At 59.6% G+C, this 24698-nt stretch carries 25 protein-coding genes; 18 read left to right on the forward strand and 7 right to left on the reverse strand.

Translation table 11 applies throughout. The annotated features are described in order from the left end of the window. Nucleotides 1-206: 206 nt before the first annotated feature. Together ACQ4MY_RS25770 and ACQ4MY_RS25775 are read right to left on the reverse strand one after the other, a co-directional pair. A complete protein-coding gene (locus tag ACQ4MY_RS25770) occupies nt 207-548 on the reverse strand; it encodes a zinc ribbon domain-containing protein YjdM (RefSeq protein ID WP_008078556.1) in 342 nt (113 codons plus the stop codon). 145 nt (nt 549-693) lie between these two features. After that, nucleotides 694-1662 (reverse strand): polyprenyl synthetase family protein, encoded by a 969-nt coding sequence (locus tag ACQ4MY_RS25775; protein WP_007909817.1) that lies wholly within the window; start codon nt 1660-1662, stop codon nt 694-696. 239 nt (nt 1663-1901) lie between these two features. Between ACQ4MY_RS25775 and rplU the strand changes: the two genes are divergently transcribed. The 5 genes from rplU (at nt 1902) to ACQ4MY_RS25800 (ending at nt 5645) form a co-directional block, all read left to right on the forward strand. Next, entirely contained in the window at nt 1902-2216 is a 315-nt protein-coding gene (rplU, locus tag ACQ4MY_RS25780; RefSeq protein WP_003176051.1) for a 50S ribosomal protein L21, read from the forward strand. A 34-nt stretch (nt 2217-2250) separates the two neighbouring features. Continuing rightward, nucleotides 2251-2508: a 50S ribosomal protein L27 gene (rpmA, locus tag ACQ4MY_RS25785; protein WP_003176049.1), complete on the forward strand. Its 258-nt coding sequence runs from the start codon at nt 2251-2253 to the stop codon at nt 2506-2508. Nucleotides 2509-2701: 193 nt separating this feature from the next. Continuing rightward, complete coding sequence (gene cgtA, locus ACQ4MY_RS25790; RefSeq protein WP_008078548.1) at nt 2702-3925, forward strand: Obg family GTPase CgtA; 1224 nt, start codon at nt 2702-2704, stop codon at nt 3923-3925. A gap of 123 nt (nt 3926-4048) precedes the next feature. Then, nucleotides 4049-5167, forward strand: a complete 1119-nt coding sequence (gene proB, locus ACQ4MY_RS25795; protein ID WP_053123978.1) for a glutamate 5-kinase — start codon at nt 4049-4051, stop codon at nt 5165-5167. A 10-nt stretch (nt 5168-5177) separates the two neighbouring features. After that, nucleotides 5178-5645, forward strand: coding sequence for a CreA family protein (locus tag ACQ4MY_RS25800; protein ID WP_008078546.1), 468 nt, complete (start codon nt 5178-5180; stop codon nt 5643-5645). Nucleotides 5646-5856: 211 nt separating this feature from the next. Here the strand turns inward: ACQ4MY_RS25800 and rpsT are convergent, their stop codons facing one another. After that, nucleotides 5857-6129 carry a 30S ribosomal protein S20 gene (rpsT, locus tag ACQ4MY_RS25805; RefSeq protein ID WP_003228351.1) on the reverse strand — a complete coding sequence of 91 codons (273 nt, stop codon included), beginning with the start codon at nt 6127-6129 and terminating at the stop codon, nt 5857-5859. 252 nt (nt 6130-6381) lie between these two features. Here rpsT and murJ point away from each other — a divergent pair, with 252 nt between their 5' ends. The 6 genes from murJ (at nt 6382) to ispH (ending at nt 13934) form a co-directional block, all read left to right on the forward strand. Beyond that, nucleotides 6382-7920, forward strand: a complete 1539-nt coding sequence (murJ, locus tag ACQ4MY_RS25810; RefSeq protein WP_008078545.1) for a murein biosynthesis integral membrane protein MurJ — start codon at nt 6382-6384, stop codon at nt 7918-7920. 129 nt (nt 7921-8049) lie between these two features. Then, on the forward strand, nt 8050-8988 hold the full coding sequence (gene ribF / locus ACQ4MY_RS25815; RefSeq protein ID WP_008078544.1) for a bifunctional riboflavin kinase/FAD synthetase: 939 nt from the start codon (nt 8050-8052) through the stop codon (nt 8986-8988). Between the two features lie 13 nt (nt 8989-9001). Continuing rightward, on the forward strand, nt 9002-11833 hold the full coding sequence (gene ileS / locus ACQ4MY_RS25820; protein ID WP_440096899.1) for an isoleucine--tRNA ligase: 2832 nt from the start codon (nt 9002-9004) through the stop codon (nt 11831-11833). Beyond that, entirely contained in the window at nt 11826-12338 is a 513-nt protein-coding gene (gene lspA, locus ACQ4MY_RS25825; protein WP_007909836.1) for a signal peptidase II, read from the forward strand. The genes ileS and lspA overlap by 8 nt, the downstream gene beginning before the upstream one ends. 7 nt (nt 12339-12345) lie before the next feature. Next, on the forward strand, nt 12346-12783 hold the full coding sequence (fkpB, locus tag ACQ4MY_RS25830) for an FKBP-type peptidyl-prolyl cis-trans isomerase (RefSeq protein WP_174245140.1): 438 nt from the start codon (nt 12346-12348) through the stop codon (nt 12781-12783). 206 nt (nt 12784-12989) lie between these two features. After that, nucleotides 12990-13934: a 4-hydroxy-3-methylbut-2-enyl diphosphate reductase gene (ispH, locus tag ACQ4MY_RS25835; RefSeq protein WP_440096900.1), complete on the forward strand. Its 945-nt coding sequence runs from the start codon at nt 12990-12992 to the stop codon at nt 13932-13934. On the opposite strand, the gene ACQ4MY_RS25840 is transcribed toward ispH, so the two are convergent. Further along, entirely contained in the window at nt 13906-14460 is a 555-nt protein-coding gene (locus tag ACQ4MY_RS25840) for a GspH/FimT family pseudopilin (RefSeq protein ID WP_008078536.1), read from the reverse strand. The genes ispH and ACQ4MY_RS25840 overlap by 29 nt on opposite strands. A gap of 130 nt (nt 14461-14590) precedes the next feature. On the opposite strand from ACQ4MY_RS25840, the gene ACQ4MY_RS25845 reads away from it, so the two are divergent. From ACQ4MY_RS25845 to thiO, 7 genes are read left to right on the forward strand one after another with little or no spacing between them, the layout of a single operon-like run. After that, nucleotides 14591-15061, forward strand: coding sequence for a GspH/FimT family pseudopilin (locus ACQ4MY_RS25845; protein ID WP_440096902.1), 471 nt, complete (start codon nt 14591-14593; stop codon nt 15059-15061). Continuing rightward, nucleotides 15058-15507 carry a type IV pilus modification protein PilV gene (gene pilV, locus ACQ4MY_RS25850; RefSeq protein ID WP_440096903.1) on the forward strand — a complete coding sequence of 150 codons (450 nt, stop codon included), beginning with the start codon at nt 15058-15060 and terminating at the stop codon, nt 15505-15507. Before ACQ4MY_RS25845 ends, pilV begins: the two co-directional genes overlap by 4 nt. Continuing rightward, nucleotides 15504-16217, forward strand: a complete 714-nt coding sequence (locus ACQ4MY_RS25855; protein ID WP_440096904.1) for a PilW family protein — start codon at nt 15504-15506, stop codon at nt 16215-16217. Before pilV ends, ACQ4MY_RS25855 begins: the two co-directional genes overlap by 4 nt. A gap of 10 nt (nt 16218-16227) precedes the next feature. Beyond that, a complete protein-coding gene (locus tag ACQ4MY_RS25860) occupies nt 16228-16704 on the forward strand; it encodes a pilus assembly PilX family protein (protein ID WP_008078532.1) in 477 nt (158 codons plus the stop codon). Further along, the gene (locus ACQ4MY_RS25865) at nt 16691-19774 is read left to right on the forward strand and encodes a pilus assembly protein (RefSeq protein ID WP_440096905.1); all 3084 of its coding nucleotides are present in this window, start codon (nt 16691-16693) and stop codon (nt 19772-19774) included. Before ACQ4MY_RS25860 ends, ACQ4MY_RS25865 begins: the two co-directional genes overlap by 14 nt. 15 nt (nt 19775-19789) lie before the next feature. Continuing rightward, entirely contained in the window at nt 19790-20191 is a 402-nt protein-coding gene (locus ACQ4MY_RS25870; RefSeq protein ID WP_158829396.1) for a type IV pilin protein, read from the forward strand. 57 nt (nt 20192-20248) lie between these two features. Further along, nucleotides 20249-21349, forward strand: a complete 1101-nt coding sequence (gene thiO / locus ACQ4MY_RS25875) for a glycine oxidase ThiO (protein ID WP_440096906.1) — start codon at nt 20249-20251, stop codon at nt 21347-21349. An 89-nt stretch (nt 21350-21438) separates the two neighbouring features. Here the strand turns inward: thiO and ACQ4MY_RS25880 are convergent, their stop codons facing one another. Genes ACQ4MY_RS25880 through ACQ4MY_RS25890 form a run of 3 tightly spaced genes read right to left on the reverse strand, consistent with a single transcriptional unit; the run spans nt 21439 to nt 24600 of the window. Continuing rightward, the gene (locus ACQ4MY_RS25880) at nt 21439-22785 is read right to left on the reverse strand and encodes a sigma-54-dependent transcriptional regulator (protein ID WP_440096907.1); all 1347 of its coding nucleotides are present in this window, start codon (nt 22783-22785) and stop codon (nt 21439-21441) included. Further along, on the reverse strand, nt 22782-24368 hold the full coding sequence (locus ACQ4MY_RS25885) for a sensor histidine kinase (RefSeq protein WP_440096908.1): 1587 nt from the start codon (nt 24366-24368) through the stop codon (nt 22782-22784). The genes ACQ4MY_RS25880 and ACQ4MY_RS25885 overlap by 4 nt, the downstream gene beginning before the upstream one ends. Next, a complete protein-coding gene (locus tag ACQ4MY_RS25890; RefSeq protein ID WP_440096909.1) occupies nt 24358-24600 on the reverse strand; it encodes a PP0621 family protein in 243 nt (80 codons plus the stop codon). The genes ACQ4MY_RS25885 and ACQ4MY_RS25890 overlap by 11 nt, the downstream gene beginning before the upstream one ends. Between the last annotated feature and the right edge of the window lie 98 nt (nt 24601-24698).

The raw sequence follows: 24698 nt of genomic DNA on the forward strand, positions 1-24698 counted from the left end.
GTTCTCATCTCCATTGAAGGTGTTTGATGAGAATAATTCTTATTATCGAAATAGCAAGCGCCTATTGGCAGATTGTGATTTTTTCAGGGTAAAGATTGCGTAAGGTCAAAACGGCTGGCGTTTGGCTATTGCTTGGATTTATCGAGGTACGGCGGGGGAGGGTGGAACTCCATCCCACGGCTGGCGCGGGATGGATGACAGCAGAATCAGACTTTTCTGACGAACTCGGATTTGAGTTTCATCGGGCCGATGCCGTCGATCTTGCAGTCGATGTCGTGGTCGCCATCGCACAGGCGGATGTTCTTGACCTTGGTGCCGACCTTGACCACCAGCGAGGTGCCCTTGACCTTGAGGTCCTTGATCACGGTGATGGTGTCGCCGTCCTGCAGGACGTTGCCGACCGAATCTTTCTTTACGGTGTCATCGGCGGCCACTTCGGCTTCGCCACTGGCGGACCACTCGTGGGCGCACTCCGGGCATACCAGTTGGGTACCGTCTTCGTAGGTGTATTCGGAATTGCATTTCGGGCAGGGTGGCAACGTGCTCACTAAGGCTCCTTGGGGTGCGGGTCGCTAAAAGTCGCACATTATATAGGGTTTATCCGTTGGTGGCGCCAAAAGCAAAAAATCGCAGCCCGGCAGCCCTTGTAGGAGCTGCCGAAGGCTGCGATCTCTCGATCTTGCTTCAGCGCTATCAGTGCGTACGCGCGACCGCAAACTCACTCAGTTCAACCAGCGCATCCCGATATTCACTGGCCGGCAGCGCCTCAAGACACTTGATCGCACGGGCCACGTAATCACGGGCGAGTTGCGCGGTGTACTCCAGCGAACCGGAGGCCTCCACGGCAATACGGATGCTTTCCAGGTCTTCGATCCCGCCTTTCTGGATCGCCTGGCGCACCAGTGCAGCCTGTTCCGGCGTGCCTTCACGCATGGTGTAGATCAGCGGCAGGGTCGGCTTGCCTTCAGCCAGATCGTCGCCGACGTTCTTGCCCAGGGTTTCGGCGTCGCCCTTGTAGTCGAGCAGGTCGTCGACCAGCTGGAATGCCACGCCGAGGTGATCACCGAACGTGCGCAGCGCTTCGCTCTGCTCGGCGGTAGCACCGGCCAGCGCCGCAGCACTGTGGGTCGAAGCCTCGAAGAGCATCGCGGTTTTGCCGCGGATGACTTCCATGTAGGTTTCTTCAGTGGTGCTGGCGTCGCGCACCTTGGACAGTTGCAGCACTTCGCCTTCAGCGATGATGCGCGTGGCCTGGGACAGAATCTTCATCACCGGCATCGAGCCCAGTTCGACCATCATTTCGAACGAGCGCGAGTACAGGAAGTCGCCGACCAGCACGCTCGGGGCGTTGCCCCACATGGCGTTGGCAGTCGAGCGGCCACGGCGCATGCCGGACATGTCGACGACGTCGTCATGCAGCAGGGTCGCGGTGTGCAGGAATTCGATGGTGGCGGCTAAAAGACGCATGTCGTCGCCTTCGCGACCCAGTGCCTTGCCACACAACAACACTAATAAAGGACGCAGACGCTTGCCGCCGGCCGAGGTGATGTAATCGCCGATTTTCGATACCAGCGGTACTCGGGAAGTCAGCTGCTTCTTGATGATGCCGTCGACGGCGCTAAAATCGTCCGCCACCGCGCGGTAGAAAGCTTGGGGTTGCATCAGCGAGAGTCGCTCCAGAAGGGTTGCGCGGCATGCTAGGACCCCCATCCGGACCTGTCAAGGCGCGATGGACGGCTACTTGCAAGCCTGCGGCGCCTTGCGTACAATCGCGCACCCTGAACTTCCTGGGCAGCACCTGCCTTACGCAATTGCAACGGGCCTTCCAGCCTTATGCAGCCATGCCAGCCAATACCTCTTCTTATAAAGAGCTGGGTGAGCAGGATTATCGGAGAAATACCATGTCTTATGCAGTAATCGTTACTGGCGGCAAGCAGTACAAAGTCGCCCCAGGTGAATACCTGAAGATCGAAAAACTGGAAATCGCTACCGGCGAATCCGTTACCTTTGATCGCGTTCTGTTGGTTGCCAATGGCGACGACGTGAATATCGGCGCTCCAGTTGTTGCTGGCGCTACCGTTGTGGCTGAAGTGATCTCCCAAGGTCGTCACGATAAAGTCCGCATCATCAAGTTCCGTCGCCGTAAGCACCACATGAAGCGTATGGGCCACCGCCAGTGGTACACCGAGATCAAAATCACCGGTATTCAGGCTTAATTTCAGCCTAATTCCTCACTAGGAGAATTGACTCATGGCACACAAAAAAGCTGGTGGTAGTACCCGTAACGGTCGCGACTCAGAAGCCAAACGCCTTGGCGTTAAGATGTATGGCGGCCAGAAAATCATTCCGGGCAACATCATCGTGCGTCAGCGCGGCACCCAATTCCACGCTGGCTACGGCGTTGGCATGGGTAAGGATCACACCCTCTTCGCGAAAATCGAAGGCGTGATCAAGTTTGAAGTAAAAGGCGCGTTCAACCGCCGTTACGTGAGCGTTGTCGCAGCTTAATTGCGCGATCGCTGGAAAAGCCCTGTCTCGCGACGGGGCTTTTTCGTTTGTGGGGTGAGTCTCTTGCAAAACTGTTTGTATGGGCTGTCGGCGTGCGATGCAGGTCGTGTTTTGGGGTCGCTGCGCTCATTTTTGCAAGAGTCTTATGTCTTGATTGTTTTTCGGCTCGTCCGTATGGCGAGAGGCGTTGGTTATGAAGTTTGTTGATGAAGTATCGATTCGCGTAAAGGCTGGTGATGGCGGCAATGGCGCCATGAGTTTCCGTCGGGAAAAATTCATCGAAAACGGTGGCCCGAACGGCGGTGATGGCGGTGATGGCGGTTCCATTTACATGATGGCCGACGAAAACCTCAACACCCTGGTCGACTACCGTTACACCCGGCACTTCGATGCCGAGCGTGGTTCCAACGGCGGCAGCACCGACTGCACCGGTAAAAAAGGCGAAGACCTGATCCTGCGCGTGCCGGTCGGTACCACGGTGATCGACTCCGCTACCCAGGAAGTCATCGGCGACCTGACCAAGGCTGGTCAGAAGTTGATGGTTGTGCAGGGCGGCTGGCACGGTCTGGGCAACACCCGTTTCAAATCCAGTACCAACCGTGCACCGCGCCAGACCACGCCGGGCAAGCCGGGTGAGCAGCGTGACCTGAAACTGGAAATGAAAGTGCTGGCTGACGTCGGTCTGCTGGGCTTGCCGAACGCCGGTAAAAGTACCTTTATCCGTTCGGTATCGGCCGCCAAGCCGAAAGTTGCCGACTACCCGTTCACCACGTTGGTGCCGAACCTCGGTGTGGTCAGCGTCGACCGCTGGAAGAGCTTCGTCATTGCCGACATTCCGGGTCTGATCGAAGGTGCTTCCGACGGTGCCGGCCTGGGTATCCGCTTCCTCAAGCACTTGGCGCGTACGCGTCTGCTGCTGCATCTCGTCGATATGGCGCCGCTGGATGACACCAGCGCACCGGATGCGGCTGAGGTGATCGTCAACGAGCTGATCAAGTTCAGCCCGTCCCTGGCGGAGCGTGATCGTTGGTTGGTGCTGAACAAGTGCGACCAGATCCTTGAAGAAGAGCACGATGAGCGCGTCAAGGAAATCGTTGATCGCCTGGAATGGACGGGTCCGGTCTACGTGATCTCGGCCATCGCCAAGATCGGTACCGAGCGCCTGTGCCACGACATCATGCGTTACATGGAAGACCGTGCTGATCGCCTGGCCAATGACCCGGCTTACAAGGAAGAGCTGGCTGATCTCGATCAGCGCATCGAAGACGAAGCCCGCGCGCAACTGCAGGCGCTGGATGACAAGCGTGCGCTGCGTCGCAGCGGCGTGAAGTCGGTCCATGACATCGGCGACGATGATTGGGACGAAGAAGATGTGGATGACGAAGACGGTCCGGAAATCATTTACGTGCGTGACTGATTCGTTGCGATAAACTTGAACGCCGCTCAATCGAGCGGCGTTTTAGTATCTGGAAATCGCAAGTCACAAATAACGTCATGGGCGGCGCTGGGTCGCGCTGCCCTCAAGCTAAGGTTGAAGATGATGCGGAGCAAGGTGACAGGTGCGCAGCGTTGGGTCGTGAAGATCGGCAGCGCTTTGCTGACAGCTGATGGCAAAGGGCTGGATCGCGCGGCAATGAGTGTCTGGGTCGAGCAGATGGTGGCCTTGCATGAGGCTGGCGTCGAATTGGTGCTGGTGTCCTCCGGGGCGGTGGCGGCTGGCATGAGCCGTTTGGGCTGGACCGCACGACCCAGTGCGATGCACGAGCTCCAGGCGGCTGCGGCGATCGGCCAGATGGGCTTGGTGCAGGCGTGGGAATCGAGCTTCGCCGAGCATGGCCGGCACACGGCGCAGATTCTCCTGACTCACGACGATCTGTCCGACCGCAAGCGCTACCTCAATGCTCGCAGTACTCTGCGTGCATTGGTCGAGCTGAAAGTCATCCCGGTCATCAACGAAAACGACACCGTGGTCACCGACGAAATCCGTTTCGGCGACAACGATACGCTGGCGGCGCTGGTGGCCAACCTGGTCGAGGCGGATCTGCTGGTAATCCTGACCGACCGCGACGGCATGTTCGATGCTGATCCGCGCAACAACCCTGATGCGCAACTGATTTACGAAGCGCGCGCCGATGATCCGAGCCTGGATGCGGTGGCGGGCGGTACCGGTGGCGCGTTGGGGCGCGGTGGCATGCAGACCAAGCTGCGCGCGGCGCGTCTGGCGGCGCGTTCCGGTGCGCACACCATCATCGTTGGTGGGCGTCTTGAGCGCGTGCTTGATCGCCTGAAAGCGGGCGAGCGCATCGGCACCTTGCTGTCGCCCGAGCGCGGCATGCTCGCGGCGCGCAAGCAGTGGCTGGCCGGGCATCTGCAAACGCGCGGTACGCTGGTGCTGGATGACGGTGCGGTGTCGGCGCTGTCCAAAGGCAACAAAAGTCTGCTGCCGGTGGGTGTGAAGCTGGTGCAGGGCAGTTTCCGTCGCGGTGAAATGGTGGTCTGCGTGGCGCCGGACGGTCGTGAGATCGCCCGAGGCCTGGCCAACTACAGCGCGCTGGAAGCACAAAAAATCATCGGTCAGTCGTCGGATGCGATTGTCGGTTTGCTGGGTTACATGGCTGAGCCTGAGCTGGTTCACCGTGACAACCTGATCCTGGTTTAAGGAAAACTTGATGCGTGTAGCAAAAGGATTGTTGGGCTTGTTGATGGCGTTGCCATTGCTGGCCTCGGCCGAGGAAATCGGTCAAGTGTCGACAGTGTTCAAGCTGGTCGGGCCAAACGACCGGATCGTGGTCGAGGCTTTTGATGACCCCAAGGTCGAGGGCGTGACCTGCTATCTGTCGCGCGCCAAGACTGGCGGCGTGAAAGGTGGCTTGGGCTTGGCCGAAGATCGAGCTGAAGCCTCCATTGCCTGTCGGCAGGTGGGCGAGATCAAGTTCAGGGGTGAGCTGAAGGACGGCGATGAGGTGTTCAAGGAGCGCACATCGCTGGTGTTCAAGACCATGCAGGTGGTGCGTTTCCTCGACAAGAAGCGCAACACCCTGGTTTACCTGGTCTACAGCGATCGCGTGATTGAGGGTAGCCCGCAGAACGCGGTGACGGCGATTCCGATTCTGCCATGGGTGCCCGTCCAGCAATAACCCCGCGAAACCAACTGTAGGAGTGAGCCTGCTCCGGGCGGCGTTCCGACGATAGCGGTGTAACAGTCAATAATTGCATCGACTGACACACTGCTATCGTCGGATCGCCTCCCGGAGCAGGCTCACTCCTACATTTTTTTTGCGCTGGATTTACTAAATCACAGGCAATAAAAAACCGACCCTAAGGTCGGTTTTTTAATGACTACGTCGATTAAGCAGCTTCTTTCAGCGCTTTGACGTGGCCATTCAGACGGCTCTTATGACGAGCAGCCTTGTTCTTGTGGATGATGCCTTTATCGGCCATACGGTCGATAACTGGCACAGCCAGAACGTATGCAGCTTGAGCTTTTTCAGCGTCTTTTGCGTCAATGGCTTTAACTACATTCTTGATGTAGGTGCGAACCATGGAACGCAGGCTGGCGTTGTGGCTGCGACGCTTCTCAGCCTGTTTTGCACGTTTTTTGGCGGAAGGTGAGTTGGCCACCGTCGAGCTCCTCGAAAGACTTTTTAGGAAATAGCAAACAAAATAGGCCGCGAATCATGCCGATGAGTTGAAGTCTTGTCAAGGGCACTTGAAACGTTCCGCTAAGTGGTAGGTATAAAGAGGCGGGATATTTATTTCCGGCGCTTGACCTGTAAACTCGCGAGCTTTGGCTCTGTGCTGCTGCGGCGCGGAGTATCGCATAAGTAGGCGCTTAATTCGCCTGCTGTTTATCGACAGGCACAAATTCCCTCAATGAATCTGCTCAAATCGTTGGCCGCCGTCAGCTCTATCACGATGCTTTCCCGGATTCTGGGTTTTGTTCGTGACACGCTTATCGCCCGCACATTCGGCGCCGGGATGGCGACAGACGCCTTCTTTATCGCCTTCAAACTGCCCAATCTGCTGCGAAGAATTTTTGCTGAGGGCGCTTTCTCCCAAGCATTCGTGCCGATTCTGGCCGAATACAAAAGTCAGCAGGGCGAAGAGGCGACCCGTACCTTCATTGCCTACGTATCGGGCCTGCTGACGCTGGTGCTGGCGATCGTTACCGCGCTGGGCATGATTGCCGCGCCTTGGGTGATCTGGGCCACGGCCCCCGGTTTTACCGATACGCCGGAAAAATTCCAGCTCACCTCTGATCTGTTGCGTGTGACGTTCCCTTATATATTGCTGATCTCGCTGTCGTCGCTGGCGGGCGCGATCCTTAATACCTGGAACCGCTTCTCGGTGCCGGCGTTCGTGCCGACCCTGCTCAACGTCAGCATGATCGTGTTTTCGCTGTTTCTGACGCCGTACTTCGATCCTCCGGTCATGGCGCTTGGCTGGGCGGTATTGGTCGGTGGTCTGGCGCAACTGCTCTATCAACTGCCGCACCTGAAAAAGATCGGCATGCTGGTGCTGCCGCGTCTGAACCTGCGCGATACCGGCGTGTGGCGGGTGATGAAGCAAATGCTGCCGGCGATTCTTGGCGTGTCGGTCAGCCAGATTTCGTTGATCATCAACACCATTTTCGCCTCGTTTCTGGTGGCGGGCTCAGTGTCGTGGATGTATTACGCCGACCGCTTGATGGAATTGCCGTCCGGCGTACTGGGCGTGGCGTTGGGCACGATTTTGCTGCCGACGCTGGCAAAAACCTACGCGAGCAAGGATCGCCATGAATACTCGCGGATTCTCGATTGGGGTCTGCGCCTGTGCTTTGTGTTGGTGCTGCCGTGCTCGCTGGCGCTGGGGATTCTCGCCGAGCCGCTGACCGTTTCGCTGTTCCAGTACGGTCAGTTCAGTGGCTTCGACGCAGAAATGACTCAGCGTGCGCTGATTGCTTATTCTGTCGGCCTGCTCGGGATTATCGTGATCAAAGTGTTGGCGCCGGGCTTTTATGCGCAACAGAACATCAGAACCCCGGTAAAAATCGCAATCTTCACGCTGGTGGTTACTCAGTTGTTCAACTTGGTGCTGATCGGCCCCCTGGCTCACGCCGGTCTGGCCTTGGCGATCAGTGCCGGTGCCTGCCTCAACGCCGGACTGCTGTTCTATCAACTGCGCAAGCAGCAGATGTACCAGCCGCAGCCGGGTTGGGCCAAGTTCGCTTTCAAACTGGTGGTCGCGGTGGCGGTGATGTCCGTGGTGCTGTTGATCGGCATGCATTTCATGCCGCCATGGGATCAAGGGCACATGCTTGAGCGTTTCCTGCGTCTGGGCGCCTTGGTCGCGGCGGGCGTGGTGTCCTATTTCGGTATGTTGCTGCTGCTCGGTTTCCGCCTGCGCGACTTCAATCGCAAGGCCTTGAGCTGAGGTTTTACCCTTTATGGATGGGCGCGGGCCGGCAGTTTTGTCGGCTCGTTCACTTTGCGTTACGGTGTTGCCTGTCGTCGACCGTCGGGTGTGGTTATAATCGACCACTTTATGAGCAAGAAGCGCGTTATGCAGCTGGTTCGAGGCCTCCACAACTTGCGCCCCCAGCATCGGGGCTGCGTCGCCACTATTGGCAACTTTGACGGTGTTCACCGTGGTCACCAGGCTATCCTGGCCCGACTGCGTGAGCGTGCGCTCGAGTTGGGCGTACCCAGCTGCGTGGTGATTTTCGAGCCGCAGCCACGGGAATTCTTTGCCCCCGAGACCGCGCCGGCACGTCTGGCAAGGTTGCGCGACAAGCTGCAACTGCTGGCCGCCGAAGGCGTCGACCGGGTGTTGTGTCTGGCGTTCAATCAGCGCTTGAGCAAACTCAGCGCCAGTGAGTTCGTCGACACCATCCTCGTCGATGGCCTCGGTGTGCAGCATCTGGAAGTCGGTGATGATTTCCGCTTCGGTTGCGACCGCCTCGGTGATTTCGACTTCCTGTTGCAGGCCGGGCAGATGCACGGTTTTACCGTTGAAGCGGCGCAAACCGTCGAGCTGGACGGCATTCGCGTCAGCAGCACGCAAGTGCGCAACGCCTTGGCCGCCGCCGATTTTGCCTTGGCCGAACGTTTGCTCGGCCGCCCGTACCGCATCGCCGGTCGCGTGTTGCACGGGCAGAAACTGGCCCGGCAACTGGGTACGCCCACTGCCAACATTCAACTCAAGCGTCGCCGAGTGCCGTTCACCGGTGTCTACCTGGTGGATGTCGACATCGACGGCAAGACCTGGCCCGGTGTCGCCAATATCGGCGTACGGCCCACGGTACAAGGTGATGGCAAGGCCCACCTTGAAGTCCATCTTTTAGATTTTGCCGGCGATCTGTATGACCGGCGTTTGACGGTGGTTTTCCACCAAAAGCTGCGTGAAGAGCAGCGCTTCGCCTCCCTGGAGGCATTGAAAACGGCGATCAATGCGGATGTCGCCACCGCCCGTGCACTAGCCGCACCTAGCGCCCATCGCTAATGAAGAGCCTTAAATGACCGACTATAAAGCCACGCTTAACCTTCCGGACACCGCCTTCCCAATGAAGGCCGGCCTGCCACAGCGCGAACCGCAGATCCTGCAGCGCTGGGACAGTATTGGCCTGTACGGAAAGTTGCGCGAGATTGGCAAGGATCGTCCGAAGTTCGTTCTGCATGACGGCCCTCCGTATGCCAACGGCACGATCCACATCGGTCACGCACTGAACAAGATTCTCAAGGACATGATCATCCGCTCGAAGACCCTGTCGGGTTTCGACGCGCCGTATGTTCCGGGTTGGGACTGCCATGGCCTGCCGATCGAGCACAAGGTTGAAGTGACCCACGGCAAGAACCTGGGCGCGGACAAGACCCGCGAACTGTGCCGTGCCTACGCCACCGAGCAGATCGAAGGGCAGAAGTCCGAATTCATCCGTCTCGGCGTGCTCGGCGACTGGGCCAATCCGTACAAGACCATGGACTTCAAAAACGAGGCCGGTGAAATCCGCGCCTTGGCTGAAATCGTCAAGGGTGGTTTCGTGTTCAAGGGCCTCAAGCCAGTGAACTGGTGCTTCGACTGCGGTTCGGCCCTGGCTGAAGCGGAAGTCGAGTACGAGAACAAGAAATCCTCGACCATCGACGTCGCCTTCCCGATCGCCGACGAAGCCAAACTGGCTGCCGCGTTCGGTCTGCCATCGTTGAGCAAGCCTGCCTCGATCGTGATCTGGACCACCACCCCGTGGACCATCCCGGCCAACCAGGCTTTGAACGTTCACCCGGAATTCAACTACGCGCTGGTTGATGTCGGCGACAAGTTGCTGGTGCTGGCTGAAGAGCTGGTTGAAGCCTGCCTGACGCGCTACGGCATCGAAGGTTCGGTTATCGCTACCACCACCGGTAAAGAGCTGGAACTGATCAACTTCCGTCATCCGTTCTACGACCGTCTGTCGCCGGTGTACCTGGCTGACTACGTTGAACTGGGCGCTGGCACCGGCGTGGTTCACTCCGCTCCGGCCTACGGCGTGGACGACTTCGTGACCTGCAAGAAATACGGCATGGTCAACGACGACATCCTCAATCCAGTACAAAGCAACGGCGTTTACGTGCCGTCGCTGGAATTCTTCGGCGGCCAGTTCATCTGGAAGGCCAACCCGGCCATCGTCGACAAGCTGACCGAAGTCGGTGCGCTGATGCACACCACCGTCATCGAACACAGCTACATGCACTGCTGGCGTCACAAGACCCCGCTGATCTACCGCGCGACCGCGCAGTGGTTCATCGGCATGGACAAAGAGCCAACCAGCGGCGACACCCTGCGTGTGCGCTCGCTCAAAGCCATCGAAAACACCAAGTTCGTCCCGGCCTGGGGCCAGGCGCGTCTGCACTCGATGATCGCCAACCGTCCGGACTGGTGCATCTCGCGTCAACGTAACTGGGGCGTGCCGATCCCGTTCTTCCTGCACAAGGAAAGCGGCGAACTGCACCCACGCACCGTTGAGCTGATGGAAGAAGTCGCCAAACGCGTTGAAGTCGAAGGCATCGAAGCCTGGTTCAAGATGGACGCTGCCGAGTTGCTCGGCGACGAAGCGCCACTGTACGACAAGATCAGCGACACCCTCGACGTCTGGTTCGATTCGGGCACCACGCACTGGCACGTCCTGCGCGGTTCGCACCCGATGGGTCACGAGAGCGGCCCGCGTGCCGACCTGTACCTGGAAGGTTCCGACCAACACCGCGGCTGGTTCCACTCGTCGCTGCTGACCGGTTGCGCCATCGACAACCACGCGCCGTACCGCGAACTGCTGACCCACGGTTTCACCGTCGACGAAGCCGGCCGCAAGATGTCCAAGTCGCTGGGCAACGTGATCGCGCCGCAGAAGGTCAACGACACTCTGGGCGCCGACATCATGCGTCTGTGGGTCGCGTCGACTGACTACTCGGGTGAAATGGCGGTTTCCGACCAGATCCTGCAACGCAGTGCGGACGCCTATCGTCGTATTCGTAACACTGCGCGCTTCCTGCTCTCGAACCTGAGCGGTTTCAACCCGGCCACCGACATCTTGCCGGCTGAAGAAATGCTCGCGCTGGATCGTTGGGCGGTGGACCGCACCTTGCTGCTGCAACGCGAGCTGCAAGAGCACTACGGCGAATACCGTTTCTGGAACGTCTACTCGAAGATCCACAACTTCTGCGTGCAGGAGCTGGGCGGTTTCTACCTCGACATCATCAAGGACCGTCAGTACACCACTGGCGCCAACAGCAAGGCCCGCCGTTCGGCGCAAACCGCGCTGTTCCATATCTCCGAAGCGCTGGTGCGCTGGATCGCGCCGATCCTCGCCTTCACCGCCGACGAACTGTGGGAATACCTGCCGGGCGAGCGTAACGAGTCGGTGATGCTCAACACCTGGTACGAAGGTCTGACCGAACTGCCGGCCGACGTTGAACTGGGTCGCGACTACTGGGAACGCGTCATGGCGGTCAAAGTAGCGGTGAACAAGGAAATGGAAATCCAGCGCGCGGCGAAAGCCGTCGGTGGCAACCTGCAAGCCGAAGTGACGCTGTACGCCGAAGACGCCCTGAGCGCCGACCTGGCCAAGCTGAGCAACGAACTGCGCTTCGTCTTGATCACCTCGACCGCCAGCGTTGCGCCTTTTGTTCAGGCGCCTGCGGATGCGGTAACCACTGAAGTCAGCGGCCTGAAGCTGAAGATCGTCAAATCGGCTTTCCCGAAGTGCGCCCGTTGCTGGCACTGCCGTGAAGACGTTGGCGTGAACCCTGAGCATCCGGAAATCTGCGGTCGTTGCGTCGACAACATCAGCGGCGCTGGCGAGGTTCGTCACTATGCCTAATGCCGTTGGCCGTTTTGGACGGTTGAGCTGGCTCTGGTTGAGTTTGCTGGTTCTGGTCATCGACCAGGCCAGCAAGTTCTACTTCGAAGGCAAGCTCGAAATGTTCCAGCAGATCGTGATCATTCCCGATTACTTCAGCTGGACCCTGGCCTACAACACTGGCGCTGCCTTCAGCTTCCTCGCTGACAGCTCCGGCTGGCAGCGCTGGCTGTTTGCCCTGATCGCGATCGTGGTCAGCGCGGTGCTGGTGGTCTGGCTCAAGCGTCTGGGCCGCAACGAAACCTGGCTGGCCGTCGCTTTGGCGCTGGTGCTGGGTGGCGCGCTGGGCAATCTGTATGACCGCATTGCCCTGGGCCATGTGATCGATTTCATTCTGGTGCACTGGCAGAACCGCTGGTACTTCCCGGCGTTCAACTTCGCCGACAGCGCCATTACCGTTGGTGCGGTGATGCTTGCACTGGATATGTTCAAAAGTAAAAAGACCGGAGAAGCCGTTCATGACTGAACAGGTATTGGCTGAGCAACGCATCGGCCAGAACACGGAAGTCACTTTGCACTTTGCATTGCGCCTGGAGAACGGCGACACCGTCGACAGCACGTTCGACAAAGCCCCGGCGACCTTCAAGGTCGGCGACGGCAACCTGCTGCCGGGTTTCGAAGCGGCGCTGTTCGGCTTCAAGGCCGGCGACAAGCGCACGCTGACCGTCGAGCCGGAAAACGCCTTCGGCCAGCCGAACCCGCAGAACGTACAGATCATCCCGCGTTCGCAGTTCGTCGATATGGAGCTGTCACCGGGTTTACTGGTGATCTTCAACGATGCGGCCAATACTGAGCTGCCGGGCGTGGTGAAAGAGTTCGACGACACGCAAGTGACCATCGACTTCAACCACCCGCTGGCGGGCAAGACGCTGACCTTTGACGTCGAGATCATCAACGTCAAAGCGCTGTAAAAATGTAGGAGTGAGCCTTTGTGGCGAGGGGGTTTATCCCCGTTGGGGTGCGAAGCGCCCCCGAACCAGGCACCGCAATTCTGAATGAATGCGCTGAAAGGTCGGCGACTGCTACGCAGCCGAACGGGGATAAATCCCCTCGCCACAGAGAGCTGATCCCTACAATGGTTTTTCATTGTTTTCGCGCGCAAGACACGAGGCACAGCATGCAAATCAAACTCGCCAACCCCCGTGGCTTCTGCGCCGGCGTGGACCGGGCGATCGAAATCGTCAACCGCGCCCTGGAAGTTTTCGGGCCGCCGATCTACGTGCGTCATGAAGTGGTGCACAACAAGTTCGTCGTTGAAGACCTGCGCAGTCGCGGGGCGATCTTCGTCGAAGAACTGGATCAGGTGCCGGACGACGTTATCGTCATTTTCAGTGCCCACGGCGTTTCCCAGGCCGTGCGTACCGAAGCCGCTGGCCGTGGCCTGAAAGTCTTCGATGCCACCTGCCCGCTAGTGACCAAGGTGCACATCGAAGTGGCGAAATACAGCCGCGACGGTCGTGAGTGCATTCTCATCGGCCACGCCGGTCACCCGGAAGTCGAAGGTACCATGGGCCAGTACGACGCCAGCAATGGCGGCGCGATCTACCTCGTCGAAGACGAGAAAGACGTCGCCGAACTGCAGGTGCACAACCCGGAAAAACTCGCCTTCGTCACCCAGACCACACTGTCGATGGACGACACCAGTCGCGTCATCGATGCGCTGCGTACGCGTTTCCCGGCCATCGGTGGGCCACGCAAGGACGACATCTGCTACGCCACGCAAAATCGTCAGGACGCGGTCAAGCAACTGGCCGACGAATGCGACGTGGTGTTGGTGGTCGGCAGCCCGAACAGCTCCAACTCCAACCGCTTGCGTGAGCTGGCCGAACGCATGGCCACGCCGGCCTACCTGATCGACGGCGCCGAAGACCTGCAAAAGAGCTGGTTCGACGGTGTCGAGCGGATCGGCATCACCGCCGGCGCTTCCGCGCCGGAAGTATTGGTGCGCGGCGTGATTCAGCAACTGCAGGCCTGGGGCGCAACAGGCGCCGATGAGCTGTCTGGACGCGAAGAGAACATTACGTTCTCGATGCCTAAAGAGCTGCGCGTCCGTTCGATCTGAGGTTTTTCCCCTGCTCGCACAGCGCCTGTCCAGCTTCCTGGCTGGCCAGGCGCACGCGACCGCTCGCAGCCAGCACCACCTGGCGCTGGCTGACCGGCTCACGGGCCGAGCAAATATGTAAAGTCCCTGCCTGAAATGTCCGTCCGGGCATCAGCGGTTGCCCCAGGCTGCTGAACCTGATGTAACGACTGACCGACCAATTGCCGACAATCGGCACCTTCGCCTCGCTCGCACGCTCGACCAGCAGCGGGTTGTTGGCGTCTTCCGGCCCTTTGCCGCTGACGTCCAGAATGATCCGCCAGCCCTGACCCCAATCGCCGTTGATCCCGTGAATCACCACGCTTTGATTGCGCGTGATGGCCAGCGTGCGCGCACTGCGAATACCGTCGAGCAGCCCCTGTGCGGCTTGATCGCGATGGTTCGATTCGCGCAGCGCAGCAAACGTCGGACTGACCAGCAGCAGAACAATCGCGCCAATCGCCAGTCCCATAAGCAGTTCAATCAGGCTGAACCCCTGTTGCGGCATGAAATCTCCCTCCGTGGAGCGTGATGAACGGCGCAATCCGTGCGCCGGGCAGGGCAAATCAACCGACGCCGGCCGGTTGAATGTTCTAGTTTGTAGAAGCAGGTATAGCCGAGGGCAACGGAGGGCACCGATGGATCTTCGTACAAAAGGTTTCACGCTGATCGAGCTGATGGTCGCGCTCGCGGTGTTTCTGATCCTGATCACCCTGGCCGTGCCGACGTTCACGCGTTCGATACAGAGCAGCAAGGCCGATACCGAAATGGGTGACCTGCAACGGGCAATCAATTTCGCTCGTCTGGAGGCGATCGACCGTGGCACCACTATCCGGCTGCGACCCACTGCCGGCGGCAGCGCATGGACCGGCGAGTTGTCGGTCTACGACAGTGCTGGCACTCCGGCGAATGTATTGCGGGTTGTTCCGGCGATGAGCAGCGGCGCCACTCTGGCGCTAACCTTGGGAGTGACCGCGCTGGATTTCAACAGCCTCGGGGGGCTGTCGGCTGCGACGGCGGTGGTTATCACTTACACGCTGGGTACGCAAAGCAGGACGCTGAACGTGTGTTTGAACGGACGAATTCAATTGGGTGGAATGTGCGGATGAGGGCAGGGAGTGGCAGGGCACAGGAGGGCATGACACTGATCGAAGTGCTGGTGGCGTTGCTGATTCTTACGGTCGGGCTGCTGGGCGCGGCGGCGGTGCAACTGAATGCGCTGAAGTACACCGACAGCTCGCGGATGACCAGCCAGGCGAGCTTCATCGCCTACGACATGATGGATCGCATTCGCGCCAACTCCGGCGCCGATTACACCGTCACACCGCCGACCTCGGGCAACCTCAGCGTCGCCCGCGATCAGGACCTCTACGACTTCACCAGCAACATCGCCGGTTTCGGCGGCCCGACCGCCACTGGCAGCATTACCCTCAATCAGCGCGTGTACACCATCACCATTACCTGGAGCGATGCGCGAGCGGCCAACACCGCCAGCGCCCAACGCAGCTTTGTCCTCAGTAGCCGCGCGGCGGTTGATCCGGTGGCCACGCCATGAAGCGTTGTAACCGGGGATTTGGCCTGATCGAATTGTTGATCGCACTGGCGCTTGGGCTGATTGTGGTGCTGGCCGTCGTGCAGATTTTCATCGCTGCAAAAAACACTTATGTCAGCCAGAACAGCGCCGCCGCGATGCAGGAAGACGCGCGTTTCGTGTTGAGCAAGATGATTCAGGAAATCCGTATGGTCGGCATGTTCGGCTGTCTCGGTACGATTACCGATTCCAGTTCGGCAGGGGACTTCAATGCCTCCCAGCTCACGCCGATCAGTTGGGACAACGCCAATCTCAAACTGACCCTGGTCACCGCTGATATCGGCAGCAGTGGCGGTACACCGACCTGGACGGTGGTCTCCGATTGCCGCAACAATGCAACCGCCTATACCGGACTGCGCGCGGCGGCGAGCGGGCAGATTGCCTTTCCGATTCGCCGCTTAATCTACAGCTACAGCAACAACCAGATTCTCATGGGCACCGGCAGCGGCGCGCCCGCGCAGCAGGTGCTGGTCAACAATGTCAGTGCTTTCAGTGTGATGTTCGGCCTCGCCAGTTCCGCAACGGATGTGGCGGCATCGACCTACAGCGCCAACCCCAGCGATCCGGCGCGCATTCGCAGCGTCCGCCTGAGCCTGACCCTCACCGACCCGAACAATCGGGTGGCCAATCAAACCTTCAATGTGGTTGCCGCTTTGCGCAACCGCTTGCAGTGAGGGCGGGCCGATGAGGATTCCACTCCATCACCGGGCGCAGCACGGCATGGCGTTGTTGGTGTGTCTGGTGTTTCTGTTGTTGCTGACCCTGATCGGTCTGTCGTCGATGCAAAGCGCCAACATGCAGGAAAAAATGGCCGGCAGCGTCAGCCTGCGCAACCAGTCGTTCCAGACCGCCGAGGCGGCGTTGCGAGTCGGTGAAAGCGCTGTGCAACTCGACGGTTATTCGCTGGCGGTGTGCAGCGGCACCACGCAATGTGCGCCGCCGGCAGAGTCTTCGGTGGTCAGCGCTGCGGGGTTCAATTCAACCTCGGGCGTGACCTGGATCGCTACCGCCAATGGCTTCTACGGTGTACAGAACATCGGCACCACGCTGACCGCCGTCAACGTGCCGAGCAACACCTCGGCGACGCTGTATCGGGTAACCGCTGTCGGCATCGCCGGCACTTCGCGTAGTGTGGTGGAGAGTGTCTATGCGAAGTATTGAGCACTGCCGGGCGCTGCTGATCGGCCTGCTGGCGTGCCTCTATCTGGCGGCGCCGGCGTATGCGTTCACACCGTCTGACTCGCCCTTGTTGAGTGCGGCCGCAGTGGCACCGAACGTGATGCTGCTGATCGACGACTCGGGGAGTATGAACAGCATCATCTATGCCGCCGGATTCGATCCGGCCGTCGACCGCACCCCGGCCCGGCAATGCAACGCGCTGCTCGGGTTGTGCCTGAGTTCGTCGACGATCACCGGCGATTCGATATTTCTCTCCAGCCTGCCGACATCAGGATGTTCCGGCGGTGCCTATGCTTTCTACAACAACAGCCTCGCGCCGCTGTGTCTGAAACTGCCGGACCCGGTCGGCAGCGGTAACACGCGTTATTCAGGCGATTACATTGCCTACGTCGTCAGCCTGGCCATCAACAATGGCACCCGCGATTTCACCACCGGGGCGATCCCCAATGATTATCGGATTAACGTCGCGCGCAACGTGTCGACAGCGCTGGTCACCAGCAACCGTACCTTGCGCATCGGTCTGTCGACGTTCAATCCGGTCACCAGCAACAACTCCGGTAATGGCGGCTACATTGCCCGCGCGATCAGCGATCTGGCGCCCGTCTCCGGCAGCGTCACTCAGGCGCAGGCTGATACCAACTACAACGCACTGATCTCATCGATCAACGGTTTGAGCGCCGTGGCCAATACGCCGTTGGCGGAAACCTATTACGAGATTACCCGCTACATGCGCGGCATGGCGCCGTACTACAACAGCACGCCCGCGACCTATACCAGCCCGATTCAGTATCGCTGCCAGAAAAATTACGGCGTAGTGATCACCGACGGCTTGCCGACGTTCGACCGCACTTTCCCGAGCAACGATCCGCTGGGTGGCAGTCGCTTGCCGAACTGGGACGGCATCAACAATGACGGCAACAACCTCAACGGTGACAACGAGGGCGATACTCTTTACCTGGACGACATCGCCAAGTTCGCCTTCGACATCGACATGCGTTCGACCGGTACCGATGCCGCCGGCAAGAGCTGGAACGCAGTGGATTTTCCCAAGCAGAACATGAACACCTACAGCGTCGGGTTCACCGCCGCCAACGACATGCTTTCCGACGCCGCCAGCTACGGGCAGGGCAAGTACTACCAGGCGACCGACAGCACCGGGCTCAATGCCGCATTGTCTTCGGCATTGAGCGACATCACCTCCAAGGCCGGCTCTGGCGGCAGCGGCGTGACCAGCGGCACGACACTGGCCAGCGGCACCAGTTACTTTCAGACCAGTTACGATCCCAAGGACTGGCGCGGCACGATTAAATCCTTCGGTTTTACGGCGGCGGGTGCGGTGAATACCTCGGCGGCGCTCTGGACGACGGACACCACCATAGTGCCCGGCGCCACGGCACCGACTTATCAATCGTGGAACACCACCAGTAACGCCGCAGTCACCTTGGCCTACGGCAACTTTTCCGCTGCGCAGCAGACCACGCTGAGTCAGGGCTTGCCCACAGGCATCAGCGGGATTGATCTGGTGGAGTGGAGCAAAGGCACCAATAAGGCTGGGCTCAAGGTGCGCAGCGTGTTGCTCGGCGACATCATCAATTCGCCACTGGTGCTGGCGTCGCCCACGGACAAGACCGCTTCCGACCTGTCCGGCGACAGCACGTACAGCGCTTACCTGACCACCAAAGCGGCAAACATGAATGCAAGCCTGGTGGTGAATGCCAATGACGGTTTCGTCAACGTGATCAACGCGGCCAATGGCACCCGGCGTTATGCCTACATGCCTTCCAGTGTGTTGCCGTCGTTGCGGTTGATCGCCGATCCGACCTATATCAACGGCGTCAGCCACAAGTTTCTCGTCGACGGTCAGGTCGGCGTGTTTGATGCCCAGCTCAACAGCGCCTGGAAGACCCTGGCCATCGGCGGTACTGGCGCCGGCGGCAAGTCCTTCTACGCGCTGCAACTGTTCGATGCTTCGGCAGGCAACGTATTACGTGCGCTCTGGGACGTCAGCGCGCCGGCCACTGCCAGCACGGCCAACCCTTTCAATGATCTGGGTTATGCCTATGCGCGACCGGAAGTGGCACGCTTGTCGGACGGTCGCTGGGCGGCGTTCATTGCCAATGGCTACGGCAGCAACTCCGGAGTCGCGGCGTTATACGTACTGGATGTGCGCGACGGTTCGCTGATCAGGAAAATCGTTATCGACAGCACGGAAACCACCAATGGCCTGTCGTCAGTGAAGCTCAAGGTCAATTCGCAGAATGTGGTGCAGGCCGCTTATGGTGGCGATTTGAAGGGGCGTCTGTGGAAGTTTGACCTCAGTGCCACATCGACGGACAGCTGGGGCGTGGCGTTTTCCGGTAAACCCTTGTTCACCACGGCGGGCGGCGCGACTCAGCCGATCACTGCACAACCGTTGTTGGCGGACAACTCACTCGGCGGCAAGCAGATCTTCATCGGCACTGGCAAATTCAACGAAACGGCGGACAAGACCAACAAGGATCTGCAGGCATTTTATTCAGTGTGGGACGCCGACGGCGGCACGGGGCAGATCACTGTCAGCAGTTTGCAGGCGCAGGCGGTCACCGGGGTGTTTTCTGGCAGCTCCGGACAGTTCATCACCACCACGCAAAATGACACGACGTACCCGGCAGAAAAGGGCTGGTATCTGCCACTGGTGTATAACAACGCGCTGACTGGCGAGCGGGTGATCAATCAGGCCAGCCTGGTACTCGGCCGGATCGTTTTCACCACGGCGAGCGTCGACACCACCGATCCGTGTTCCAGCTTCGGCACCGGCAAACTGGTCGAACTGGATGCGTTCAGCGGTAAGATGCTCAACTACGCGGTGCTCGATACCAACGCCGATGGCGTGGTCGACAGCAACGATACGATTTCCAGCGGCGTGGTGTTTACCGGTGGCATTCCGACCCTGAATGCGATCGTCAACGGCGCCACGCGCAAGATTGTCAACGATTCCAGCGGTGGCATTACCACGCTGGTGGAGAAACCCGGCGGCGGCAGCCGTCGTATCATGTGGCGACAAATACAGTAAGCGAGAGTTTGAGGCATGCGCAGATCCAACCGAGGTTTTACCCTGATCGAAATCATGATCGTCGTTGCGATCATCGGCATCGTTATCACCATCGGCTATCCAAGCCTCACCGAGTACGTGAAAAAGGGTCGCCGTGCCGAAGTGGTATCGATGCTCTCGGAGCAGGCACAAACCCTCGAACGGTTTTACACCAAGAACAATGTCTACACCGGCATCACTGGGCTCAGCACAGGGAGCGATTTTTACACCATCACCCCGACGATCACTGACCAGACCTATCTGCTGACGGCCACGCGCAAGGCCGGCTCGGCCATGGCCACCGACAAGTGCGGGGATTTCACCCTGACCAATACCGGTGTCCGAAGCATGAACAACGCGACCACCGGGCTGACCACCAAGGATTGCTGGGGCCGCTGAGGCGCTTTCTTTCGGGCGCCTTTTGCGCCCACTGTCTTTTTTACGGTTGGATCAAACATGACCAGGCAACAGCAAGTGGTGATTGTCGGTGGCGGGGTGATTGGCCTGCTGACTGCCTACAATCTAGCCTCCGAAGTGCGCAGCGTGGTGCTGCTCGATCGTTCGAATCTCGGCCAGGAATCGTCCTGGGCGGGTGGCGGTATCGTTTCGCCGTTGTACCCGTGGCGGTATAGCCCAGCCGTTACGGCGTTGGCGCACTGGTCGCAGGATTTTTATCCACAGCTCGGCGCGCGCCTGTTTGCCGACACTGGGGTTGATCCAGAAGTGCACACCACTGGCTTGTACTGGCTGGACCTGGACGATGAAGCCGAGGCGCTGGCCTGGGCCGAGCGGGAAAACCGTCCGCTGCGGGCTGTGGATATCTCGGCGGTACATGATGCGGTGCCGGTGCTTGGCGGCGGTTTCTCCCGGGCTATCTACATGGCTGATGTGGCCAATGTGCGCAATCCACGGCTGGTAAAATCGCTGAAGGCGGCGCTGCAGGCCTTGCCGAACGTGACCATTCATGAACAGTGCGAAGTCAGCGGGTTTGTCCACGAGGGTGCGCGGGTGGTCGGCGTGCAGACGTCTGCGGGTGTGATCGAGGGCGATCAGGTGGTGCTGACCGCTGGCGCGTGGAGCGGTGATCTGCTCAAGACGCTGGATCTGGAGCTGCCGGTCGAACCGGTCAAAGGCCAGATGATTCTCTACAAATGTGCAGCGGACTTTTTGCCGAGCATGGTATTGGCCAAAGGGCGTTATGCGATCCCGCGCCGCGACGGGCATATCCTGATCGGCAGTACGCTGGAGCACGAAGGCTACGACAAGACGCCGACCGAGGTGGCGCTGGAAAGTCTCAAGGCTTCGGCAATCGAATTGCTGCCAGCGTTGGCCGATGCAGAAGTCGTCGGGCATTGGGCGGGGTTGCGTCCGGGCTCTCCCGAGGGAATTCCGTACATCGGCCGGGTGCCGGGGTTTGCCGGGTTGTGGCTGAACTGCGGGCATTACCGCAACGGGCTGGTGCTGGCGCCGGCGTCGTGCCAGTTGTTTGCTGATGTGATGCTGGGGCGCACGCCGATCATTGATCCGGCGCCGTATGCGCCTGAAGGCCGCATCTAAAGAAGGATCAAAAGATCGCAGCCTTCGGCAGCTCCTACATTGGAATGCGTTTCCTGTAGGAGCTGCCGAAGGCTGCGATCTTTTGCGATTTAATCCAGGCCGAGTTTTTTCAACCTGTAGCGCATCGACCGAAACGAAAGACTCAACCGCTGCGCGGCCGCCGTACGATTCCAGCGGGTTTCTTCCAGCGCCTGCAGAATCAGTTTGCGTTCGACGTTCTCCAGATAATCTTCCAGGTTATCGATCTGCGTCAGATCGGCAATGCCACCTTCCGCCGCGCAATTGCCCTCGCTCAAGCGCAGATCCTGCGCCTCGATCGTGCGGTTTTCACACAGGGTATGTGCCCGTTCAAGCACGTTCTCCAGCTCGCGCACATTTCCGGGAAAGCGATAATTTTTCAACGCTTCCAGCGCCTGTGGGTGCAGGCGCGCGGCCGCTTGGCCGCTGTCCTTGGCCAAACGCTTGAGCATATGCGCCGCCAGCACTTCGATGTCATCACGGCGCTCACGCAACGACGGCACGCGCAGTTCGATCACGTTCAAGCGGTAATAGAGGTCCTGGCGAAAACGCTCGGCCGCCACTTCGGCGTCGAGGTCCTTGTGCGTGGCGCAAAGAATCCGCACATCGACCACGCTTTCCTGCTGCCCGCCGACGCTGCGCACGGCTTTTTCCTGGATCGCGCGCAGCAGTTTCACCTGCATCGACAGCGGCAAGTCCGCCACTTCATCGAGAAACAACGTGCCGCCGTGCGCGGCCTGGAATAGCCCCGGTTTGTCTTCGACCGCGCCAGTGAAACTGCCTTTGCGGTGGCCGAAGAATTCGCTTTCCATCAGCTCCGAGGGAATCGCCCCGCAGTTCACCGGTACGAACGGTTGGCTGGCACGTGGACCTTGTTCGTGGATCAGCCGAGCGACCAGTTCTTTGCCGCTGCCGGACTCGCCGCTGATGTAAACCGGTGCCTGACTGCGGGCGAGTTTGTCGATCTGTTTGCGCAGGTTACGCATCGGCTGTGAATCGCCCAGCAGCCGTCGATCAATCGAGGTGCAAACCCCGCCCACGGCCGGCATGCGCAGGGCAGCGCCGACCAGTTCGCGCAGGCGCGTGAGGTCCACCGGTTTGGTAAGGAAGTCGAACGCCCCGGCCTTGAGTGCGTTGATCGCCGTTTCCAGGCTGCCGTACGCGGTGATCATCGCCACGGGCAATTGTGGATAACGCTGCTGAATGTGCTGCACCAGTTCCAGCCCCGTGCCGTCGGGCAGGCGCATGTCGGTCAGGCACAGGTCGAATGACTCACGGTGCAACAGCGCTTGAGCCTCCGCCAGATTGCGGGCGCTGTAGGTGTCGAGTTTCATCCGGCCCAGGGTGATTTCCAGGAGTTCGCGGATATCGGGTTCGTCGTCGACGATAAGGATTTTTTGCCGTGGGCTCGTATTCAACTTTGTTTCCGTCCGTGAGCAAAGGTGATGCGAAAGCAGCCGCCTTGGCGTGATTGAAAGTCTAGGCGCGCTTGGTTGCTTTCGCACAGCTCACGGGACAGATAAAGCCCAAGGCCGGTGCCCTGGCTGCTGGTAGTGAAGAACGGTTCGAACAGATGGGCCTGTTCTGCGGCAGGTACGCCGGGGCCATTGTCCTGCACTTCAAGTACCGCCAACTGGCTGTCGGTATCGACGAACAGGGACAACCAGACCTCAGCCTGATCGTGCAGCAGGGCGCTGTGGCGCCAGCCGTTGCGCAACAGATTGTCGAGAATTTGCGTGAGCTGGTTGGGGTCCATCAGCGTGGCGAATTCACCCGAGTTGATCCGCAGATGGATCTGCTGGCGCTCGGTGGCCTGTTCGCGGCTTTCGACGACGAAGTTTTCCAGCCACGGCTTGAGATCCAGCCGTTGCGGTGCACTTTGCTGACGGCGGGACAGTTGCAGGACGTTTTCGATGACTCGATTCATGCGCTGGGAGTGATCTTGAATGATCTGCGTCAGACGCCGATCGGCGCTGTCGAGTTCCTCGGACTCACCCAATAGCTGCGCGGCATGACTGATGGCGCCCAGTGGATTGCGAATTTCATGGGAGATGCCGGCAGTCAGGCGCCCGAGCGCGGCAAGCTTCAATTGCTGGGCTTGCTGGGCGACTTGCGCGAGGTCTTCGAGGAACACCAGGGTCTGCTGGTTCGGGCTCTGTTCCAGAGCAATGAAGTTCGGTTGCAGTTCGAGGCCGTTACCGGGGATCTTCAGGCTTTGCGGGCGTAGGGTCGGGTTGTTCATCCACAGTTGCAGGCGATCGACCAGCGCCGGTGCGTAGTCGTCGATCAAGTGACCCTGAAGGTGCGTTTGCGCGAGCAAGGTCTGGGCGCTGTGGTTGGCCAGTTGCACCCGTCGTTCTGCGTCGAGCACCAGAATGCCGGTGCGCATGCGTTGCAGGATCAGTGCGTTCAGTGCTTCCAGGCCGACCACCTCGCTGGCGCGCTGCTCGGCCAGTGTTTCGCTGACTTCGAGGCGACGGATCAGCCCTTGCACCAGCAGCGATGCGGCAAAGCATAAGGCGCCGAGCGTGCCGGCCTGCAAGTAATCGTTGGCACTCAACGGGTGGCTGAAACCCAGCAGAAAGCTTGAACCGACAATGCCGAGGGCGCCAATGGCGGCGATCAGCAAGCCAATGCGTCGGCGCAGCAGGGTGTTGCTGATCGCGACCGAAACGATCAGCAGGTTGCCAATCGCGCTGGCGACACCGCCGGCGGCGTAGAACAGGCCGCACAGCAGCAGGACATCGACCAGCGCCAGGCTGAACAGCTGCGCCGGGCGCCGGGTGTTCTCGAGAAACACCACCAGCAAAATGTTCAGCACCAGGTACAGCCAACTGCCGCTGCGCAGCAAGTCGTCGTCGATCGACGTCAGCAGGCGGTTGTCCATGTTGCTGGAGATCAGCAACACCAGGGTGATGCCGACGCTTAATCGGTAGAGATGATAAAGGCGCAGCAGCCGCTGCGCCTGTTTGCTGTCGGCGTGAGTGGCCTCAGCGATCACTGGCGCCCGGGCCTTGCTCGAGGTGAGCCTGGCTGCAATACCACTGTTGTTGAACGCCGAGTGCGCGGTCGCGCGGCAAATGCACACCGCAGTGGGCGCAGCGCACCATCGGCGATGCGTCCTGCTCGCGAGGGGCACGATTGGATTGAGAGGGCGCGGCAGGTGTCTTGAATTTACGCCACAGCCAAATGGCGGCGAAGATCACGGCGATCCAGAACAATAAACGAAGCATGATGAGCGGCTTTTCGACTGATGATCCGGCAGTTTAGCCAAGGACCCGAGCAGCGCACAGCGGATTAAAGCGCGGAAATGAAAAAGGGAGATCCGCAG

This window comes from Pseudomonas sp. SM4 (assembly GCF_051913165.1).
Classification (GTDB): domain Bacteria; phylum Pseudomonadota; class Gammaproteobacteria; order Pseudomonadales; family Pseudomonadaceae; genus Aquipseudomonas.